10 protein-coding genes are annotated in these 17,556 nt (G+C 67.6%); 5 read left to right on the forward strand and 5 right to left on the reverse strand.

Annotation, left to right across the window (positions count from 1 at the left end):
- Window positions 1–68 precede the first annotated feature (68 nt).
- Window positions 69–2,453: a molybdopterin oxidoreductase family protein gene (locus F9C12_RS06650; RefSeq protein WP_409465189.1), complete on the forward strand. Its 2,385-nt coding sequence runs from the start codon at window positions 69–71 to the stop codon at window positions 2,451–2,453.
- Window positions 2,454–2,457: 4 nt separating this feature from the next.
- Here the strand turns inward: F9C12_RS06650 and F9C12_RS06655 are convergent, their stop codons facing one another.
- The gene (locus F9C12_RS06655) at window positions 2,458–4,488 is read right to left on the reverse strand and encodes a CocE/NonD family hydrolase (protein ID WP_409465190.1); all 2,031 of its coding nucleotides are present in this window, start codon (window positions 4,486–4,488) and stop codon (window positions 2,458–2,460) included.
- Between the two features lie 73 nt (window positions 4,489–4,561).
- Between F9C12_RS06655 and F9C12_RS06660 the strand changes: the two genes are divergently transcribed.
- Window positions 4,562–5,452, forward strand: coding sequence for an alpha/beta hydrolase (locus F9C12_RS06660; RefSeq protein WP_409465191.1), 891 nt, complete (start codon window positions 4,562–4,564; stop codon window positions 5,450–5,452).
- A gap of 141 nt (window positions 5,453–5,593) precedes the next feature.
- On the opposite strand, the gene F9C12_RS06665 is transcribed toward F9C12_RS06660, so the two are convergent.
- The 4 genes from F9C12_RS06665 to F9C12_RS06680 all read right to left on the reverse strand — a co-directional run bounded on the left by F9C12_RS06665 (window position 5,594) and on the right by F9C12_RS06680 (window position 11,443).
- Window positions 5,594–5,824 carry a DUF2188 domain-containing protein gene (locus tag F9C12_RS06665; protein WP_409181102.1) on the reverse strand — a complete coding sequence of 77 codons (231 nt, stop codon included), beginning with the start codon at window positions 5,822–5,824 and terminating at the stop codon, window positions 5,594–5,596.
- A gap of 16 nt (window positions 5,825–5,840) precedes the next feature.
- Entirely contained in the window at window positions 5,841–7,112 is a 1,272-nt protein-coding gene (locus F9C12_RS06670; protein WP_409465192.1) for an acetyl-CoA carboxylase biotin carboxylase subunit family protein, read from the reverse strand.
- A gap of 20 nt (window positions 7,113–7,132) precedes the next feature.
- Window positions 7,133–7,693, reverse strand: coding sequence for a hemerythrin domain-containing protein (locus tag F9C12_RS06675; protein ID WP_409465193.1), 561 nt, complete (start codon window positions 7,691–7,693; stop codon window positions 7,133–7,135).
- 588 nt (window positions 7,694–8,281) lie between these two features.
- Window positions 8,282–11,443, reverse strand: coding sequence for a DEAD/DEAH box helicase (locus tag F9C12_RS06680; RefSeq protein WP_409465194.1), 3,162 nt, complete (start codon window positions 11,441–11,443; stop codon window positions 8,282–8,284).
- Between the two features lie 127 nt (window positions 11,444–11,570).
- Here F9C12_RS06680 and F9C12_RS06685 point away from each other — a divergent pair, with 127 nt between their 5' ends.
- The 3 genes from F9C12_RS06685 to F9C12_RS06695 are packed head-to-tail and all read left to right on the forward strand — an operon-like array spanning window position 11,571 to window position 17,544.
- A complete protein-coding gene (locus F9C12_RS06685) occupies window positions 11,571–13,196 on the forward strand; it encodes a PD-(D/E)XK nuclease family protein (RefSeq protein WP_409465195.1) in 1,626 nt (541 codons plus the stop codon).
- Entirely contained in the window at window positions 13,193–14,350 is a 1,158-nt protein-coding gene (locus F9C12_RS06690; RefSeq protein ID WP_409465196.1) for a hypothetical protein, read from the forward strand. The genes F9C12_RS06685 and F9C12_RS06690 overlap by 4 nt, the downstream gene beginning before the upstream one ends.
- Window positions 14,347–17,544 carry a hypothetical protein gene (locus F9C12_RS06695; protein ID WP_409465197.1) on the forward strand — a complete coding sequence of 1,066 codons (3,198 nt, stop codon included), beginning with the start codon at window positions 14,347–14,349 and terminating at the stop codon, window positions 17,542–17,544. Before F9C12_RS06690 ends, F9C12_RS06695 begins: the two co-directional genes overlap by 4 nt.
- The last annotated feature ends 12 nt before the right edge of the window (window positions 17,545–17,556 follow it).

Genomic DNA, 17,556 nt, shown 5'->3' on the forward strand with positions numbered 1-17,556 from the left:
CGAAACCCGGAGTTTGGCCGCCGCCTGCGCGGGTACCCCGGCGGGTCGGCCGGGAAAAGGGAGGCAGGGTGCGGGACGGGATCGCCGAACCATGGGGCACGCGCACGCCGTACGGCCCGGGCGAGGACTGGCCGGTCCGCGTGGACTGCCACCTCGCCGACGGTCTGGAGGTCGGCGAGGTCGACCGCTGGGTCCGCACCGCCGCGGTCCTGCATTCGAACGGCGACGGACTCGACATCGCGGTGAAGGACGGCCGCATCGCCGGCGTCCGCGGCCGGGCCGACGACCGCGTCAACCGCGGGCGGCTCGACCCGAAGGACCTCTTCGGCTGGCAGGCGAACAACGCGCCGGACCGGCTGCGCACCCCGCTCGTCCGCGACCACGGGGTGCTCCGCGAGTCCACTTGGGACGAAGCGATGGACCGGATCGTCCAACGCAGCCGCGAGTTGCTCGACGCCGAAGGCCCCAGCTCGCTCGGCTTCTACACCAGCGGACAGCTTTTCGCGGAGGAGTACTACACGCTGGCGGCGATCGCCCGCGGCGCGCTGGGGACGAACCACCTCGACGGCAACACGCGATTGTGCACCGCGACCGCGGGCGAAGCGCTGAAGGAAAGCTTCGGCTGCGACGGCCAGCCGTCGTCGTACACCGACGTCGACCACGCCGACGTCATCGCGCTGTTCGGGCACAACGTCGCCGCGACGCAACCCGTGCTGTGGTCCCGCATCCTCGACCGGCTCGCCGGACCGCAACCGCCACGGCTGCTCTGCGTCGATCCTCGCAAAACCCCGGTCGCGGAAGCCGCGGAGCTGCATCTGGCCCCGCTGCCCGGCACGAATGTCGCGCTGATGAACGGGATCCTGCACGAGGTCATCCATCACGGCTGGTGCGACGACGCCTGGATCGACCAGCACACCGTGGGATACGACGATCTCGTCAAGGTCGTCCGGGACTACCCGCCGGAGCGCGCCGCGGCGCTCTGCGGGGTCTCGGCGGACGAGATCCGGGCCGCCGGAAGGCTGGTCGGCACCACCGACCGGCTGCTGTGCACGGTGCTGCAAGGGTTTTACCAATCGCACCAGGCGACGGCCGCCGCGGTGCAGGTCAACAATCTCGTGCTGCTGCGCGGGATGCTGGGCAAACCGGGCTGCGGCGTGCTGCAGATGAACGGCCAGCCGACCGCCGAGAACACCCGCGAATGCGGCGCCGACGGCGATCTCACCGGGTTCCGGAACTGGAACAACGACGCGCACGTGGCCGAACTGGCCGAGCTGTGGAACGTGCCGATGGAGCAGATCCCGCACGACGGCCCGCCGACCCACCTGATGAAGATGCTCGACCTCGCCGAAAGCGGCGACCTGCGGTTCTGGTGGATTTCCGCGACCAACCCGGCGGTGTCTCTGCCGGAACTCGCCCGGGTGCGCAGGATTCTCGGCCAAGACAGCCTTTTCCTCGTCGTGCAGGACGCGTTCCGCACGGAAACCACGGAATTCGCCGACGTGGTGCTGCCCGCGGCGATGTGGGGCGAGAAAACCGGCACCTTCACGAATGCCGACCGCACCGTGCACCTGTCCGAGAAAGCAGTCGACCCGCCCGGGCAAGCGCGGCCGGATCTCGACATCTTTCTCGACTACGCGCGCCGAATGGAGTTACGCGACCGCGACGGCGCTGCCTTCCCGCCGTGGCACGACGCCGAATCCGCCTTCGCGGCTTGGCAAAAGGCTTCCGCCGGACGCCCCTGTGACTACAGTGGACTGTCCTATGAGAAGCTCCGCGTGGTCAGCGGAGTACAATGGCCGGTCGACGAAGCCCATCCGGACGGCACCGAACGGCTTTACGCCGACGGAAAGTTCTTCGCAGACCCGGACTACTGCGAGGAATACGGCAAGGATCTGCAGACCGGCGAACCGGTCGAGCCGGAGGAATACCGGGACTACAACCCGCACGGCAAAGCCATGCTCAAACCCGCCGAATACCTCGCGCCGAAGGAACCGCCCAGCGCCGGCTACCCGTTCGCGTTGATCACCGGGCGAACCCTGTACCACTTCCACACCCGGACCAAGACCGGCCGCGCGCCCCAGCTGGAAACCGCCGCGCCGGAGGTCTGGGCCGAACTGTCCGGCCGGGACGCCGAACGCGCCGGGATCACCGAGGGCGACCTGCTCGAGATCCGCACCCCGCGCGGACGCGTCCTCGCCAAGGCGCGTCCCTGCGGCATCCGCGACGGGGTGCTGTTCCTGCCGTTCCATTACGGCTATTGGGACACCGCCGACCCGACCGGCGCGGACGGGGTCCGGGCGGCCAACGAGCTGACCATCACGGACTGGGATCCGGCGTCGAAGCAGCCGCTGTTCAAGACAGCCGCCGCGGCGCTGCGCAAGGTCTCCGACGGGACGGTGAAGGAAACCATCGCGCTCGGCGACCGGGCGGTGTCCGAACAGCTCGTCGAATAGCCCGTCACAGGAGGTCGCGCGGCACCCGGCGATGCCAATTCCGCGACACCAGCCGCCGGTCCCCCTCGTAGCCGTCGAGCCGAGCGTCGATCACGAACTCCTCCGGCGTGCAGGTGACCCGCGTGTACGTCTCCGTCCGCACCAGCCAGTCGTCCCGCTCGAACGTCACCGTCCACGCGGTTTCCGCGGCGGGGGAACAGAAATCGTCCGCCACCCACGTGTAGCGCTCGTGCACGTCGCGGGTGATTTCCAGGTCGATGTCGTCGTAGCGGATCGTGCCGGAGTTCTTCACGATGTCCAGTGCCGAGTGGTACTCCACCAGGTCCCGCGACACCGTCCACTTCTGCTCCGGCCGGCTCACCTGCGTGGTCGGCAGCGGCGGCGTCCCTTCCGGCTCGCCGAACTCGTCCGGCTCGACCTCGTCCGGTTCGCCGATCGGCCGCACCGGCAGGGTCAGCGCGCTGGCGCCGGTCCGCACGGCGAGAGTGACCGGCTTCGGCGGCGGCCACGCGAGCGGCCAGTACGAAGTGGACAGTGCGAGCCGGATCCGGTGCCCGGCCGGAAAAGCTTGCGCCACGCCGTTCAGCTCGAAGTCCACAGTGCACTCTTCGCCCGGCGCAAGCGGTTTCGGCTCCTCGTGGCCGTCCCGGTGGGTGAGGTTCAGCAGGCCGTAAGTGACCCGGGTCGCCCGGCCGTCCGGCGCGACGTCCGAAAGCCGCGCGGCCACCATCGCCACCGGCTGGTCCGCCGAAACCCGCAGCCGCACCACCGGCGCGCCGAGGATTTCGCAACGCTCGGTGAGCACGTCCGTCTCGAACACGAGCGACCCGCCGTCCTCCTCGCGCTGGTCGTACGGCAGGTCCGGCGGCGCGCTGTACGACGCCCATTTCCCGGCGAACTGCCCGACCGACAACGGCGACGAGACGCTCAGCGACTCCTCTTCGACCGATTCGCCGGGCCGGGCGAGCCGGTGCCGCGCCAAGGGGTACTCGGTCGGCCGGACGTGCGGCGAAGGCCATTCCGCCTCCCCGACCCAGCGGCCGGGACGGTCCTCGTAGGACGTCGACGGCGGCACGCTTTCCTGCATCCACGTGCGCAGGACCGGGCCGTCCATCGCGCCGTTGTCGGCGCCCTTGAGCCAGTGGTCCCACCAGCGCACGACCTCCTGCAGGTAGCCGATCGCGGGACCGGGCTCGCCGAGGTGCGGGTACTTGTGCGACCACGGCCCGATCAGCCCCCGGCACGGCACGTCGAGATTCGCCAGCAGCCGGGTGACCGCGTTGGAGTACCCGTCGGCCCAGCCGCTGGAGGCGAGCACCGGGCACTGCACCCCGGAGTAGTCCTCGGACACCGAGGCGTGCCGCCAGTAGCTGTCCCGGCGCTGGTGCCGCAGCCACTGTTCGGCCCACAGACTGCAGTTTTCCAGCCGTTCCCGCCACATGTCCCGCCAGCGGTCCCCCACCAGCGCCGGATCGGGCGGCATCGTCGCCTCGCCGAACATCGTCCCGGACTCGGCGATGTTGTCCGACAGCAGGCAGCCGCCCATGTAGTGCATGTCGTCGGCGAACCGGTCGTCGGTGAACGACGAGATGACGATCGCGCCGAGGCTCGGCGGCTTGCGCGCGGCCACCTGCAGCGCGGCGAACGCGCCCCAGGAAATGCCCATCATGCCGGTGCGCCCGTCGCACCACGGCCGGTCGGCGAGCCAGGCCAGCACGTCCTCGGCGTCTTGTTGTTCCTGTTCCAGGTATTCGTCCGCGAGCACGCCCTCCGACTCGCCGGAGCCGCGCAGGTCGACGCGCACGCAGGCGTAGCCGTGCCCGGCGAGATAAGGATGGTGGATCGAGTCGCGGACGGAGGTCAGGTCTCGCTTGCGGTACGGGATGTACTCGACGATCCCCGGCACGGGCAGCGATTCCGATCCGGCGGGCCGCCAGATCCGCGCCGCCAGCCGGGTGCCGTCCGAAACCGGGATCCGGACGTCCTCGTCCTCGATGATCTCGTACGGCAGCGAGGGAAGAGCGCGCGTGATCATGCCTGCCGGGTACCCGGACCGGCGAGTCCGAAACGGGTGTTGCCCGCGCGACCGGAACGGGTACCCGTCGCACATGATCAGCATGAAAGCCCAGCTGTATCAAGCGTACCTGCGCGCGACGCGGCAGAAGGCCTTCTACGACGACGCCCGCGTGCTCCACCAGCGCCTGCACCGCCACCAGCGGCCGGCGCAAGCCCGGCCGCCGCGGAAGCTGCGCAAGCAGTTCGACCTGGAACACCGCGAGGTGCACGGCTTCCCGTGCTGGACCGTGCGGCCGCGGGCGAACGCCGGGCTGCACGTCTTCCACCTGCACGGCGGCGGGTACGTCGAGGAAATCGAATCGCACCACTGGGAATTCGCCGCCGACCTGGTGCGCCGGCTCGGCTGCACGGTCACGCTGCCGATCTACCCGCTCGTCCCGCGGCACAGCAACGTCGAGACGATTCCCATGGTGCACGCCGCGTTCGAGCAAACGCTTGGTTCAGAACCAGCGGAAAACACCGTCCTGTCCGGGGATTCCGCCGGCGCCGCCCTCGCGTTGTCGGTCGCGCAGCGGCTCCGCGACGAGGGCCGTCCGCAGCCGAAACAGACGATCCTGATCTCGCCGTGGCTCGACGTGACGCTCGAAGACCCGATTTCGGTCGTACTGGACGAACACGACCCGATGCTCGGCATCACCGGCCTGCGCGAGGCGGGCAAGATGTACGCCGAGGGCACCGATCCGCACGACCCGCGGATCAGCCCGCTGTACGCGGACCTGACCGGGCTGGGCCCGTTCAGCCTGTTCATCGGCACCCGCGACGTCCTTCTCCCGGACGCCCGCCGCTTCGCCGACCGCGCCCGCGACGCCGGGATCGACGTCGACTACGCGGAGTATCCCGGGATGTTCCACAACTGGCTGATGCAGCAGATCCCCGAGGGACGCCAGGCGCGCAACCACATCGAACGCATCCTCCGCCGGTAGCGCGGGCGGCGCTCGTCGAGCACGACGGTGTTTTCCCGCTCCGGCAACCCGATCGCCTCGGTCTCGCTGCCTTTGCGCACCGCCACGTCCGGCCCGCTGTTCGTGGCCGGGGTTCTCCAGCCCGCCGCCGAACACCCGGCGTCATTCCAACGGCAGCGGCACGCCGCGACGACTCGTCCGGTAGTCGTCGCGGCTCGCCACCTTTCCGTCCTCCGTGCGGACAATGTGGACAGACCGTCGAGCCTTCGCCATATGCCGTCCCGTTTTCACCGCTTCCTCACGGGACTTCGCCGTGTTCGCCGCGCGCTGGTGCCCCTCCACGCGGTTCTTCCACAGCTGGTTCTCGTACCGCGTCTCGACGTCGCCCTCCACTGTCTGTCCCTCCTAGTCAGTCCTCGAACTCAAACCGCAGCCGTTCCTGGCACTTCTCGTACTTGGCCTCGAGTTCGTCCTGGCTGTCCGCCCCGATGACCAGCTCCGCCAGCTCGAACGAGTAGCTGTCCTGCTCCGGAAGGTCCGACAGCCGCTGGCCTTCCTCCGGCGTGATCGAGATCGTCGTGCCGCCGAGTTCCCGGCACAGCTCGGCGATCTCGGCCTCGGTCGGAATCCGCGTCACCACCGCGTCGCCGTCGAAGCGGCGCAGGTAGCAGCGGCCGGCGATGCGGTACTTCCCGCGGCCGCGCGGGAAGTCCGGTTCCCGGCCGAGCCCGAGCCGGACCATGATCTCGTGGTTGGCCACGCCGTCGACCAGCTCGAACAGCTCCGCGTGCGACTGCGAGTGCCTCGGGTTGATCTCCAGCAGGCACACCTGCCCGGACCGCGGGTCGCAGAAGAACTCGATGCTGAACGTGCCGTTCTCGAAGCCGACCTGGCGCATCACGCGCTCGGCGACGTCGAACATCCGCCCGACCGTCTCGTCCGGCAGCTGCGACGGGTACTGGTGCCGCAAAAACGAGGACCGGCCGGGGAAATCGACCGAATCCAGCGCGGCGTACAGGTGCGGTTCGCCCTTCCAGACGTACCCCTCGACCGCCGCCTGCACCCCGCGCAGCTCGGTTTCGGCCAGGCACGCGGCACCGCCGACCTCGGCGATCTCGCGCGGCAGCTCGACCTGGCGCAGCACGTCCTCGAACGCGTCCCCGACCCGTCCGACGCCCTCCCGCAGTTCCTTCACGGCTTCTCGGAAGCCCTGTTCGTCCCGCACGTGAAACGCCAGTTCCGACGAGAATCCCTTGACCGGCTTCAGCCACATCGGGAAGTCCACCCCCGGCGGCGGCTGCGGGTCCCCGTCCAGGTCGACGATGCCGAACCCGGGCAGCTCGTCGATCACCTTCCGCTGTTCGAGCCTGCTCCAGTACTTGTGCTCGCACTTGAGCACCGCCGGCAGCGGCACGTGCGGCAGGCCGTGCTCCTCGCACAGCAGCGGGGCCATCGTGGCGGCCGGGAAGTCCCAGTAGCTCACGATCGCGGCGGGCTCGCCGTCGAAGTCGTCCAGCTGCTGGCGGGCCTTCTTCATCAGGTCCGGGAAGTCGATCTCGCCGTGCTGCAGCTCGTCGGGGCTGAGCAGCGGGCGGAACCGCAGCCCGGCCGCCGACGGGAGTCTCTTCAGGATGCGCTCGTTCTCCTCGTCGAGCCCGAGCACGAACACGTCGTCAGTCATCGTTCAGCTCTTCCGTCCAGTCAGCTCTTCCGCCCGGCCAGCGCGTCGCGGATCTTGTCGACGATCGCCGCGCCCGGAGCGAGGACCAGGTTCGCCGGCGGGGTGCTCGGCGCGTGCGGATGCGGCCGGGTCGGCGCGGCCTTCTTCGCCGCGAGCACCCGTTCGCCCAGCTTGTCCAGCTCCTCGGCGGTACACGCGTCGCGCAGCCGCGGCAGCAGGCCGTTCTCCTCGTCCTTGATGTGGTGCCGCACGTCGGCGATCAGCTTGCCGAGCAGCTCCTCGAACTCCGGTTCGCCGGGCTTCTTGCGCTCGAGCTGCTTCATCACCTTCTCGGCCTCGGCGTGCTCCTCGATCTCGTGGTCGGCGATCTCGTCGCCGTCGTCGAGGTACTTGCGCGCCGCCGGGTACATGAGCTGCTCCTCGGCGACCGAATGCCGGACCAGCTCGGCGATCACGTGGTCGACCACGTCTTTCCGGTTGCCCGCCTCGGGTTCGCTCTCGAGTTCGGCGAACACCCGCTCCACGTCGCGATGGTCGTCGGTGATCACGGTGACCAGGTCGGTCCTGGTGGGTGCGGCCATGCTGCCTCCTCGGGTGTCGGGAAACCTCCGGTTACCCGTTGTGCCGCCGAACAATCACCCAAGCGCCAGGCAGAGGTGCCAAACGAACCGCGTTCGCCGGACAGTTGATCTGATCCAGAACACAACAGGCGTCCTACGACACTGCTGCGGTCAAGCAGAATCGAGCCTGCGCGGCCTTGGGCATGTTGGCTCCGCCCAGTCGGGCAGGCGCGTACCGTCCAAAGTCCCTCGGCTCCCGTCGGAGAGCAGAAGCGCACCGGCGAAGGCAACTAATCCACCAACGTTCGCCTGACACAATCGTCACGTGCGGTTCGCTTGAACCGATCTTTCTATTTTAACGCTGGCCGACGTCTCCGGACACGCGGGCCACCACGCCCGGCTATCTCTTCAGCAGCGGAAGGCCCTCCACAGAGGAATTTCCCGTCACAACGGAACGAAATCACCGCGGCAGGTGTTTCCGCAACGTCACGGGCGAGCGTGACACCTTGGGTTCCCCAGGATTTTCTTTCGAATCCATTGCCACAGGGCCTGGAAAGCCCGCATCGTCAACACCCGAACGGCTTCGAGCCCAGCCAGCGCGGTTGCGCCTCAGTTAGCTTCCTCGGTCGGCGACACGACGTCGAAGAGCCCCGGCGCAGCCGCTTCCGCCTCGGCCGCGACAGCCGCTGCGCGCACGATGCGCCACAGCGCGGAGTCCCCGCCCAGGCACTTGACACCCTCGTGCTCGTCGGCTGCCAAAACAGCTGCGACCGAGGTCAACCCAGCTTTGCGCATCATAAGGAACACATCCCGCGGCAGCTCGGACTCGGCCCACCTCGCGATCGGCACCTGGCCGGCGATCACGCCGATCTCGATTTGGGCTGGCAGGACCTCGGGAAGGTCGCCAAGCCTCGCACCGGGCACGACACACTCCGCGATGTCAATGACCGCGCCCATCACCCCGGTCGCCCGGCGCATCGCCTGGACAACCGGGCCTGGATCATTTCGCCTCTGCCACGGCAACGTCGCCTGGAGTGCTCGTTCGATGTCAGGCAAACCACTGCCCCGAATCCACAAGACGGACGCGATCGCGCGCCTGGCGGCCGCTTGAGCCCGCTCGGCCGGAAGGCAGAAAAGTCGCTGAACTATCGCTGGCGGCGCACCGGCCCCTTCCAGCCAATCACGCATATCGTCAACCGCTGCCGGCCTGCCGCGAGACGAGACCGCGAACCGCACGTCCTGAAGCTCTTCGGTGAGCTGCGCCGCGCACAACAACGCTGGCGCCTTGACCTCGTCGGCGGGCACCAACCGAAGCGCGTCGGCGACAGCGGTCACCGACGCCGTAGAGATCCCGCTCCGGACGACGATCTCGCCGAGGCGCCTGAGCACGAGCGCGTCCGCACTCCGCTCGACGAAACCGCAATCGACGAGATGGGCAATCACCTGATGCACCCGAGCCTGTGCGAACACCTCCGCGCGACCCGTCATCCGCCCCTGCCGGTAGGCAAGAGTACGGCGAAGAAAGTCCTCAACCGTGTGCTCGTCGGCCCGGCCGTGGTCTGCCGCCCCTGCTGCGATCGCGGCGACCACGAGCGTCGCGAGGTCGATCCGGGAGTCGAGGAGGACGGATCTGCCTGGCTCGGGGGAAGCACGCACGTACCTCCGAAGTTTCTCCTCGGAGTCCGCACCGCCCTCGGTCAGGATGACCGCTCGCCCTTCGCCTGCGCCGTGACCGGTCCGCCCCGCTCGGCCTGCCATGTTCTTGTACTCAGCCACGGAATAGGGGGCATCCGTCGGATGCTTCAGCTCGTTGATCAGGACAACGTCGGCGGGCAGGTTCAGGCCTTGCGCCAGTGTAGTGGTAGCGACGACCACTCGGATGGCGCTGTCCCGCCGACGGAACGACGTTTCGATGACCCGGCGCTGCTCGTCGGACAGATCCGCGAAGTGAAATGCCACACCGGTGGCCAAACACCGCACAAGCTGGTCGTGCAGAATCCCGGCATCACCGCGCGGCAGTACGGCGATTTCTTCATCCGCGGGAAGCGAGGGCGCAGCCTGCGCCAACCGCGCCGCTGTCGATCGCACGCTGTCCCGAGTGCCGCGGAAGACAATGACTTGACGCCTCGCGGCCACCAGAGCGGATACGACGTTGATGAGCAACTCCTCCCGGGATTCGGATGCCGGCATGTCCAGCCATCCCGGTTCTTCCACCTCCGACACCACGCCGGCAGCGACCCGACGCCCTCGCAGCCGGCCATCCAGCCCGAGCACTCCCTCTACGAGCGGTGTCGCGCGGTAGGTGCTCACCACCGGCGTCACGCCCAGCCAGTCGGCCAGGCCCTCCGGGTCGCCGAGCACGGCGGACAATCCAATCAGCTGCGGCATCGCGCTACCGCTTCGGCCGCCCAGCAGCCGCGTGAAGAAGGCTTCCAGCCCGGGCCCTCTATTCGGATCGAAAAGCGCGTGAATCTCGTCGACGACCACAAGCCCGACACGGGACAGAAGCCCCGGATCGGCCGCGACCAGGCCGGTGAACTTCTCGTATGTCAGCACGGCGAAGTCATACTTGCCTCGAACGAACTGCGGGAGATGGTCGCGCAGGTCTCCGGTAGCCCGGATCACTGCGATCCCCCGCGATCCGTACTGCGCCCGGAAACGGTCATACTGCTCGTTGACCAACGCCCGGGTCGGCAGAAGGAAAACTGTCCGCTTCCCGGCGTGCTTGGCAGCTACCGCGGCCATCTCGCCGACAAGCGTCTTGCCGCTTCCGGTTGGCGCGCTCACCAATGCCGATTCACCGCGAAGGACCCCGGCGGCGTTCACGGCGGCCAGCTGTACTTCGTTCAGCACGCCGATCCGTTCCCGCCACAGTTCGATGAATGGGGCAGAAATCCCGTGCTGCTCGAGCGACGACAGAGCCGGTGCTGCACGCCGCGGCGCTACACCCCCGAGTGCCTCGTACCGCGCGCCTGGGGTGAAGACCGGCAGGTGCGCGTCGCCGATCGACCCTTCGAACCCGGCGTTCTGCCGGACGCCGAGGACACCGTTCCGATGCGACACCACGCCCTGCAGCACGCGGTCGACCAGTTTGAGAACCGACACTCCTTCGCCGTCGGCGGTCCCGCGTCGCCCCAGCAAAGCTTCGATGAAGTGATACGTCAGCACGCCGTGCCCGAATTCCGCTTTCTCATACGCCCGCTCATCCGCGTTGGACGCAGCCAGGATGACCTTTCCGCGCCCGCGTACGAGATTCACCCGCTCCGGCGTCCCCGAAGTCCGCGCGACCCACTCGTCCGGAGGCAGCCGGAGCGACTTGGGCTGGTGTCCGACTGCCGTCGTCTCGGTGAGGCGCTCGCTCCACGCGCCGCCGGAGAAGCAGCAGTCGAGCACCACGATCAGCAAGCGGGCCGGGATGCGGTCGACCAGCCGGGCGAACTCCGCGAGCGACACCGCGGTCTCGGCAAGGCGTTCCCCGTCCGCATCGTGAGTGGCGAGCTCGCGCGTCGGAGTGCCGTGCCCGGAGAAGGAAATGAGCACGACATCCGAGTCCGACGACTCGCGCGCCAACCGTCCCATTTCTGTCCACATTCTGGCCTTCGTCGCCTCGGCGTCGGTAACTAACGTTGCACTGTCGTCACCGAAGGTGTCGCGGAACAGCGCATGCAGCACCTCCGCATCCCGGCGAGCGAAGCGCAGCTCGCCGAATGCAGGGTCGCAGTAGCGGTCGAGACCGATGAACAAGCCGTGGAAAGAGGGATCCTCGACCATCCGGTTTCCTCCCCGGCTTCCGGCTCGAAAGCAATGCTGGCGATCTGCGGGCGACTCACGATAGCGTGCGGACTGGCTCCGGAATCGACGAGGCACCCTCCGGATCCGGCCCAGGGGAGGACGAGCAATGACGAGTTCGACTGAAAAGCAGACACCCGGCAATACTCGAACATTGGTTCGAATTCATTCCTGGGAAGTCCATGCGATCGAGCACAGATGTCCGGTGCGCATCTCCAAAGGGGCAGCGCGTGCCGCGGCCAGCCCGTCGGCGATGTCGTCGGTGAAGGCTGTCCTCGATCTCGTCGAATTCGACCGGCTTCCGCTCGCCGACGCGATGCAGAGGTGGAAGCGACGAGCCGAGCCCTCACCGGAACTCGCTCGCTGGGCTGCGCACGCAGTGGATCAAGCGCTCTCGGCAATGGCGTCGTTAGCAGCCATATCGAGCGCGGAAGCCGACGTGCTGGTTCCCGTGTCCCGTGAGTGGGCGCGGCAGCGCCGATCAGCTGACGGTTCGGTCTACGAGGAGACTGTGACCGGACGGCGATACGAAGGCGCCGGGATCCGGGAACTGCGCATCCTCCGCCCGAAGGTCTGCAAGCGATCGGAGGCCCGCGAGCGGTCGGAGGCCGAAGGCGAAGCCCCCGACCCGGAGATCGCCTTCGCTGCCGGCGTCCTCGCGGGCGCAAGCGAGGTCCTCAGCAACCGGTGGGACGCCCAGAGGCCATACGCCCTATCGCGTTTCACCGCTCCAATCCGGATCAGGATCGTGGAGATCAGCTGTGAAGACGGAGGTTTTCATATCCTCTTCGACGGTTCCAGGGAAGAAGCGCTGCATCTCTACAGAACAGGGGCAGCCAACGAGGTAGCCGCGCTCGCTGCGGGCGAGGTCTACCGCCCCGGCTCCGATTGCACCAAGTGCTCGCTTCTCGGCGCCTGCTCCGCCGTACCGGTTGTGCCCGGGATTCTGGGAGTCTCGGCAACGCCGGGACGCACCCCTCGGCAATGGTCTGTGACCGATGGCAGGGAACACGCGAAATGTCCTGCGCGTACCCTGTTCAACAGACTGCGCTTCCCCCGAGACCAAGCCGCGGAGGACAGCGACGAGGTCCGGCGTGGACGAGACGTGCACAAATGGTTCGAGACACAGCACGAGCGAGTCCCCCGCCGGAAATGCCGGTCCGGGGAGGTCCCCGACTCTCCCGGCCAGTGGGCAGCGGAATGGGCAGGCACAGACGGTTTCCAAGCCCGCCTGGCTATCCAGATGATCGGCGATCACGCTGTGGTGTGTCCGATGGCCGGCCTGCCGTCTGACGCCGACGTGCACAGCGAGCAGATCGTGGCGGTTTCCGACCCGGAGGCCGACGCGCTGATCGTGGCGAAAGTCGACCTGCTCTACCACGACGGCATGGGCTGGACACTCCGCGAGACGAAGACCTCCCGATCGCCGCACCAGGGCGACCTCTTCGGAAAGCACCCGCAACTGGCCTTGGCCGTATGTCTCTCCGCAGCCGGGGTCCTCTCCGATGCCGGGGTGCGGCTGCGCGTTGAGCTGGAGGAATTGACCGGCCGCGGTCCGGTGCTGACCGAACTCGACGCGACCTCCCCGGTCGTTCTCGCAGCTGCCCGCGCCGAGCTGGCAAAACTCGCGACGCCGATGTTCGACGGGTCCGATCTGCACGCCCGCCCCGGAAGTGCATGCGGGGACTGCGGTTTCGTTCGTTGGTGTCCGTCAGCGCGCAAGGGCCCCGCATGAACGGCGCCACCGACGACCACCAGTTCGGCCCCATGCCACCCTGGCGCGCGGTCGTCGCTGCCACGGTGCGTGCGGCCTATGCATGGTCGAAGCGGCACGAACAGCCCGGTGCGATGCGCGAAGCGGCAAGGATGACCGGCGTGGTGATGGCCGCGCACGGACCCGGCAAGGGCCCGGTGACTCCGGCTGAGCTCGCCGAGGCGCTGCACCGACCCCTCGGCGAGCTTCCCTGTCTCAAGGACTGCCCTGAAACTGAAGCAGCCGAGATGATTTTGCTGGAGAACGGCCAGCTCACCGCAGCCGTCTACGACCTGGCCTGTGAGTACTCGGCACCGCTCGGAGAAGCGATCGGGCGGGCCGCGTGGCTGCCGACTTGGACGAGGATGCGGGCCGACCAGATCCGACAGGAAGCTTATACGGCGATGATCGCGACCGGACGGCAGGAAGACTACGTGGCTTCCCGGAAGTTTCTCATCGAACACCCGGCCGGGCAGTTCGACACGCTGCGGGAACAGCTGAGCAAGGAAGGAGCGAGACTGGCTCCTTACGGATACGAAGAAATTCCGGAAGACCAGCTGCACCGGGATCAAAACAGCCAGGCGTGGTGGTTTCCCTGCCCCGTGTGCCGATGGCCGATGGCTGTCACCGGCGACCTCGTGCGGTGCCGGTACCGGCCTCATTCCGCGTCTTACCGAATCAGGCGGAGGCCGGCCAGCGCCAGACCTGCGCTCGATCGCGTCGACGCCGGACCCCGCATCGCGACGCCGAAGGCTGCGCTCGCAGCTGGCGCCCGATGCGTCAATGCCGGGATCTGGCGCTTCGTGGTGGTACCCGGGGCAGCAGAACTGCGTCTGTACCGGGCACTCGACAAACCAGGGGTCGAAGTACAGCTGTGGCCCGGAGCCGACAGTTACGACCTGCACGTCAAAGTCGGCAGACACGAGTACAAGGCGGATCTCAAGGAATATCAATCGATCGGGCGGCTCGTCGACCACCTCACGACGACCCGTCCCACCGCGGAAGTCGTTCTTCCCGTCACCCACGAACACCAGTTGAGCGCTCTGGAGAACGCCGTCCCGCACGGCGTGCGAGTCACGACCGAGACGAGATTCCGGACCAGGATCCTCAACCTCCGCAGGAGGACAAACCCGTGACTGAGCGAGGAAATCCGGGACAGGTTCGAGCGGGCCCGCACGTGTTCAAGGCCGCGGTAGGGCTCGCCGCTCTTCTGTTTCCCCACGAAACCGGCGACGGCGCACCGGCAGCCGCCCGCGCCGACATCCTGTATCTGCTCGACGGCCACATCACCTCCTGGGCCGGCTGGGACGATCTCGACGAAGCCGACCGGCTCCGCATCGCCAGGCTGCTCAAGCGACGCACCAATGACTACGCCAACGCGCACCGGGCAGGAGAATCGCTCGACCGCATGCTCGCCAGCGGCGACATCAGCGGTTGCCGACGCGGCGACGGCGACATCGTCCTTCTCGATCCAGGCATGCCTTTGACGGCATTCGTCGACCATGCTCTGGGCGAGCTCGACAAGATCTTCGCAGCGCGGCCTCGCAGCCTCCGCCCAGCACCGCCTGGCCACTACACATCCACGGTGCGCGTGCCCGGCTCGAATTCCCGGGACAGATACACCAGTTTCCGTTTCGACCTGCAAGCACATCACCAGGACCGAGGACGGCCGATGCCGGTCGTCGTCGACGCACCTGCCGCCGACCGGATCACCGTGCCGTTCGCAGAACTGAGAAAGCTGGCCGAAGACCTGGATCGCAGCACGCACGTCGAGGGCAGCCACCGCGCCGAGATCGTTGAGCGATTTGAACGATCAGTTCACTCCGAGTCCGAGTCCAGCACAGTTTCCGAAATCGAGCTCACTGAAGGGTCGCTCAACGAACTGCTTGCCTATACCGGCTTCGGGAAGTCAGTGGTGCTCATCGAGGTCTTCGCCTGCTGGGCCATCAGTGCGGGATACACGGCCGCGTTCGTGCTTCCAACCAATTCCGACGTAGTCAAGGCCGCGCACCAGATCGAGGCCGCTGCCGCTGCCGTCGGGAAGACGGGCGAAGTAGTCGCCCTGACTTCGCCACGTTCCCGTATTGACGTAGCCGAGACAGTCACTGCGCATCTGGATTCCGACGGGCCCGACCACGACTGGGTATGGGACCGATTCGGCTACGGATGCGCGCTCGCCGCTGTAGCGACGAGTTCAGAGGCGGTCGATTCATGGGTGCCGGGCAGGGAACCTTGTGCTTCCCTTCATGACCCGCGCCCCAATGCGACCACCAAGACGTACGCCTGCCCGTGGCGCGCGGGTTGTGGGCGTTTCAGCGCCTCCCGAGCGGCCTGCACCGCAGATATCATAGTGACGTCGCACGCCAACCTGTTGCTCGGAGTCCTCCAAACGCCCGTGGACGACGGGTACGGCGCCAACGACCGGCTGAGCGTGGAGGAACTGCTGCTGCGCCGATGCCAGATCGTGGTGATCGACGAGGTGGACGAGTTCCAGCAACAAGCCATCGAACACTCCGGCCGGGGCTTGGTCTTGGACGAAGCGAGGCAGGTCGCCACGCCGCTGAGGCGGCTCGATACTGACTTCGCGGGCGCGCACGGAGCGCTTCACGAAGAAGTCGATGCGAACGTGCGCGACGCGTTCTTCGGGCTGCGGTATCTGTCGGAAAACTATGTCAGCCACCTGACTTACCAGCGGCTCGGGCCCGCCCGGCCCCGCAAGGGCAACCGCAAGTACGGGCCGGGACGCGCGTGGATAGTGCCCCGTAGGCACGACAGCTGGCTCATGGAAAAGCTCTTCGCAACCGACACTGTGAACCTCACCGATGAGCACCGGGCCGCGTTCGCGACATTGTTCCCGGGTGAGCTTGAACCCACCGACGACGCGCCGGAGAACTTCAAAGCGGCCCGACGCCAGTTCGATCGTCTGATAGGCAGCGGAACCGCAGGAGCCGCGATCGCCGACGCGCGGAGCGCCGCCACCGCGCTGGTGCCGCACTTGTCCGCGGCCGACCAGCGCGAGTTCGCCGACTGGGTTGTCCGCCGCACCATGCTTGAACGCCTCCGCCTGTTCTTGCACCGCCTGATGTCGAACAACTCGCAGCTCGTCGACGCCGGGATCGAATCGGCGCAAGCCGTCGCGGACGCGCTGGGCACCTACGGTCGGTGGCGAGCGACTCCGACCGGCCCTCTGGGCCGTCTCGTTTTCGCTTTCACGGAATACTTCGACGACACGGGCGCGCAGCCCGCCAAACTCTCGACCGCCGCGTTCGGCGGCGACCCGCACACCTATGTCGTCACGCTCGGCGATGTCACCGCACTCGCGCATGCGGGCACCCGCCGGATCGTCCTGGGTCTGTCAGCGACGTCGTACTTCCCTCGAGCCCCGCGTCACCATCTCCACACGAAGCCGAAATGGTGGGTGCGGGACCATTCCGCCGCACGCGTCAGCGTCCACGCGGCGATCGTGCCCGGTCCCGGCCGGACACCGGTGCGGATTTCCGGAGTAGAGGGGCCCGCGAGGTCCGCCGCCGTGAAGCAGATCGCCTCTGGGCTCTGGCCCAGTTATCTCAGTGCCGAGTTCGACCGGCTCGCCGAAGAGGATCCGGACCGGTGCCGGGTGCTGCTCGCGACTACGTCCTACGCGGCAGCACGCGAAGTCGCCGAAGGACTGGCGGAGGCCGGGGTTCACCCTCCGAGAGTCTGCCTGGCCATCCCGCCCCGCAGCGAACCGGCCAACGGCCGGCTCTGGCAGGAGCTGCACGCCGATCGCTTGGAGAAGTTCCCGAGTCTGGCCGACGCGGACATCTTGATCGCGCCCCTCGCTCGCGTCGAACGCGGTGTCAACATCATCGGAGCCGGGTCGCGGTCGGCCCTCGGCTCAGTCTGGCTGATCGTGCGGCCCGTGCCCGTGATCGACGAGCCTGCCGAGCTGGTCGCGCACATCCAAGCAGCCGCGCTCGCCGACCATCCGGGGCCTTCGACAACCCCGGTCAAGCTGATGGAAGACCGCCGCAGCGCGGCGGGCTTCTTCCTCGACAAGATCGTCCATTGCCTCCCGTACTTCCAAGCTCAACCAGAACGCGTCAAGCTCGCGGTGACTGCCGAGATGATCGTGGGAGCCATCCAGCTGGTCGGGAGAGCTCGTCGCGGCGGTACCCCGGCCGTGCTACACCTTGTCGACGGCGCCTTCCACGACAAACGCGGTTCGGGGTTCGCCTCTCTCGTCACCCGGCTCGAACGCGCCTGGACTCCGGAACAACGAAAGTGGATGAACGAGTTCTACGGCGACACGCTCAAGGCATTTTTCTCCTACGCGGCAAAGAACGTCTGATGAGGAGTGCTC

The sequence above is a fragment of the Amycolatopsis sp. GA6-003 genome (assembly GCF_046267895.1).
GTDB lineage: Bacteria > Actinomycetota > Actinomycetes > Mycobacteriales > Pseudonocardiaceae > Amycolatopsis.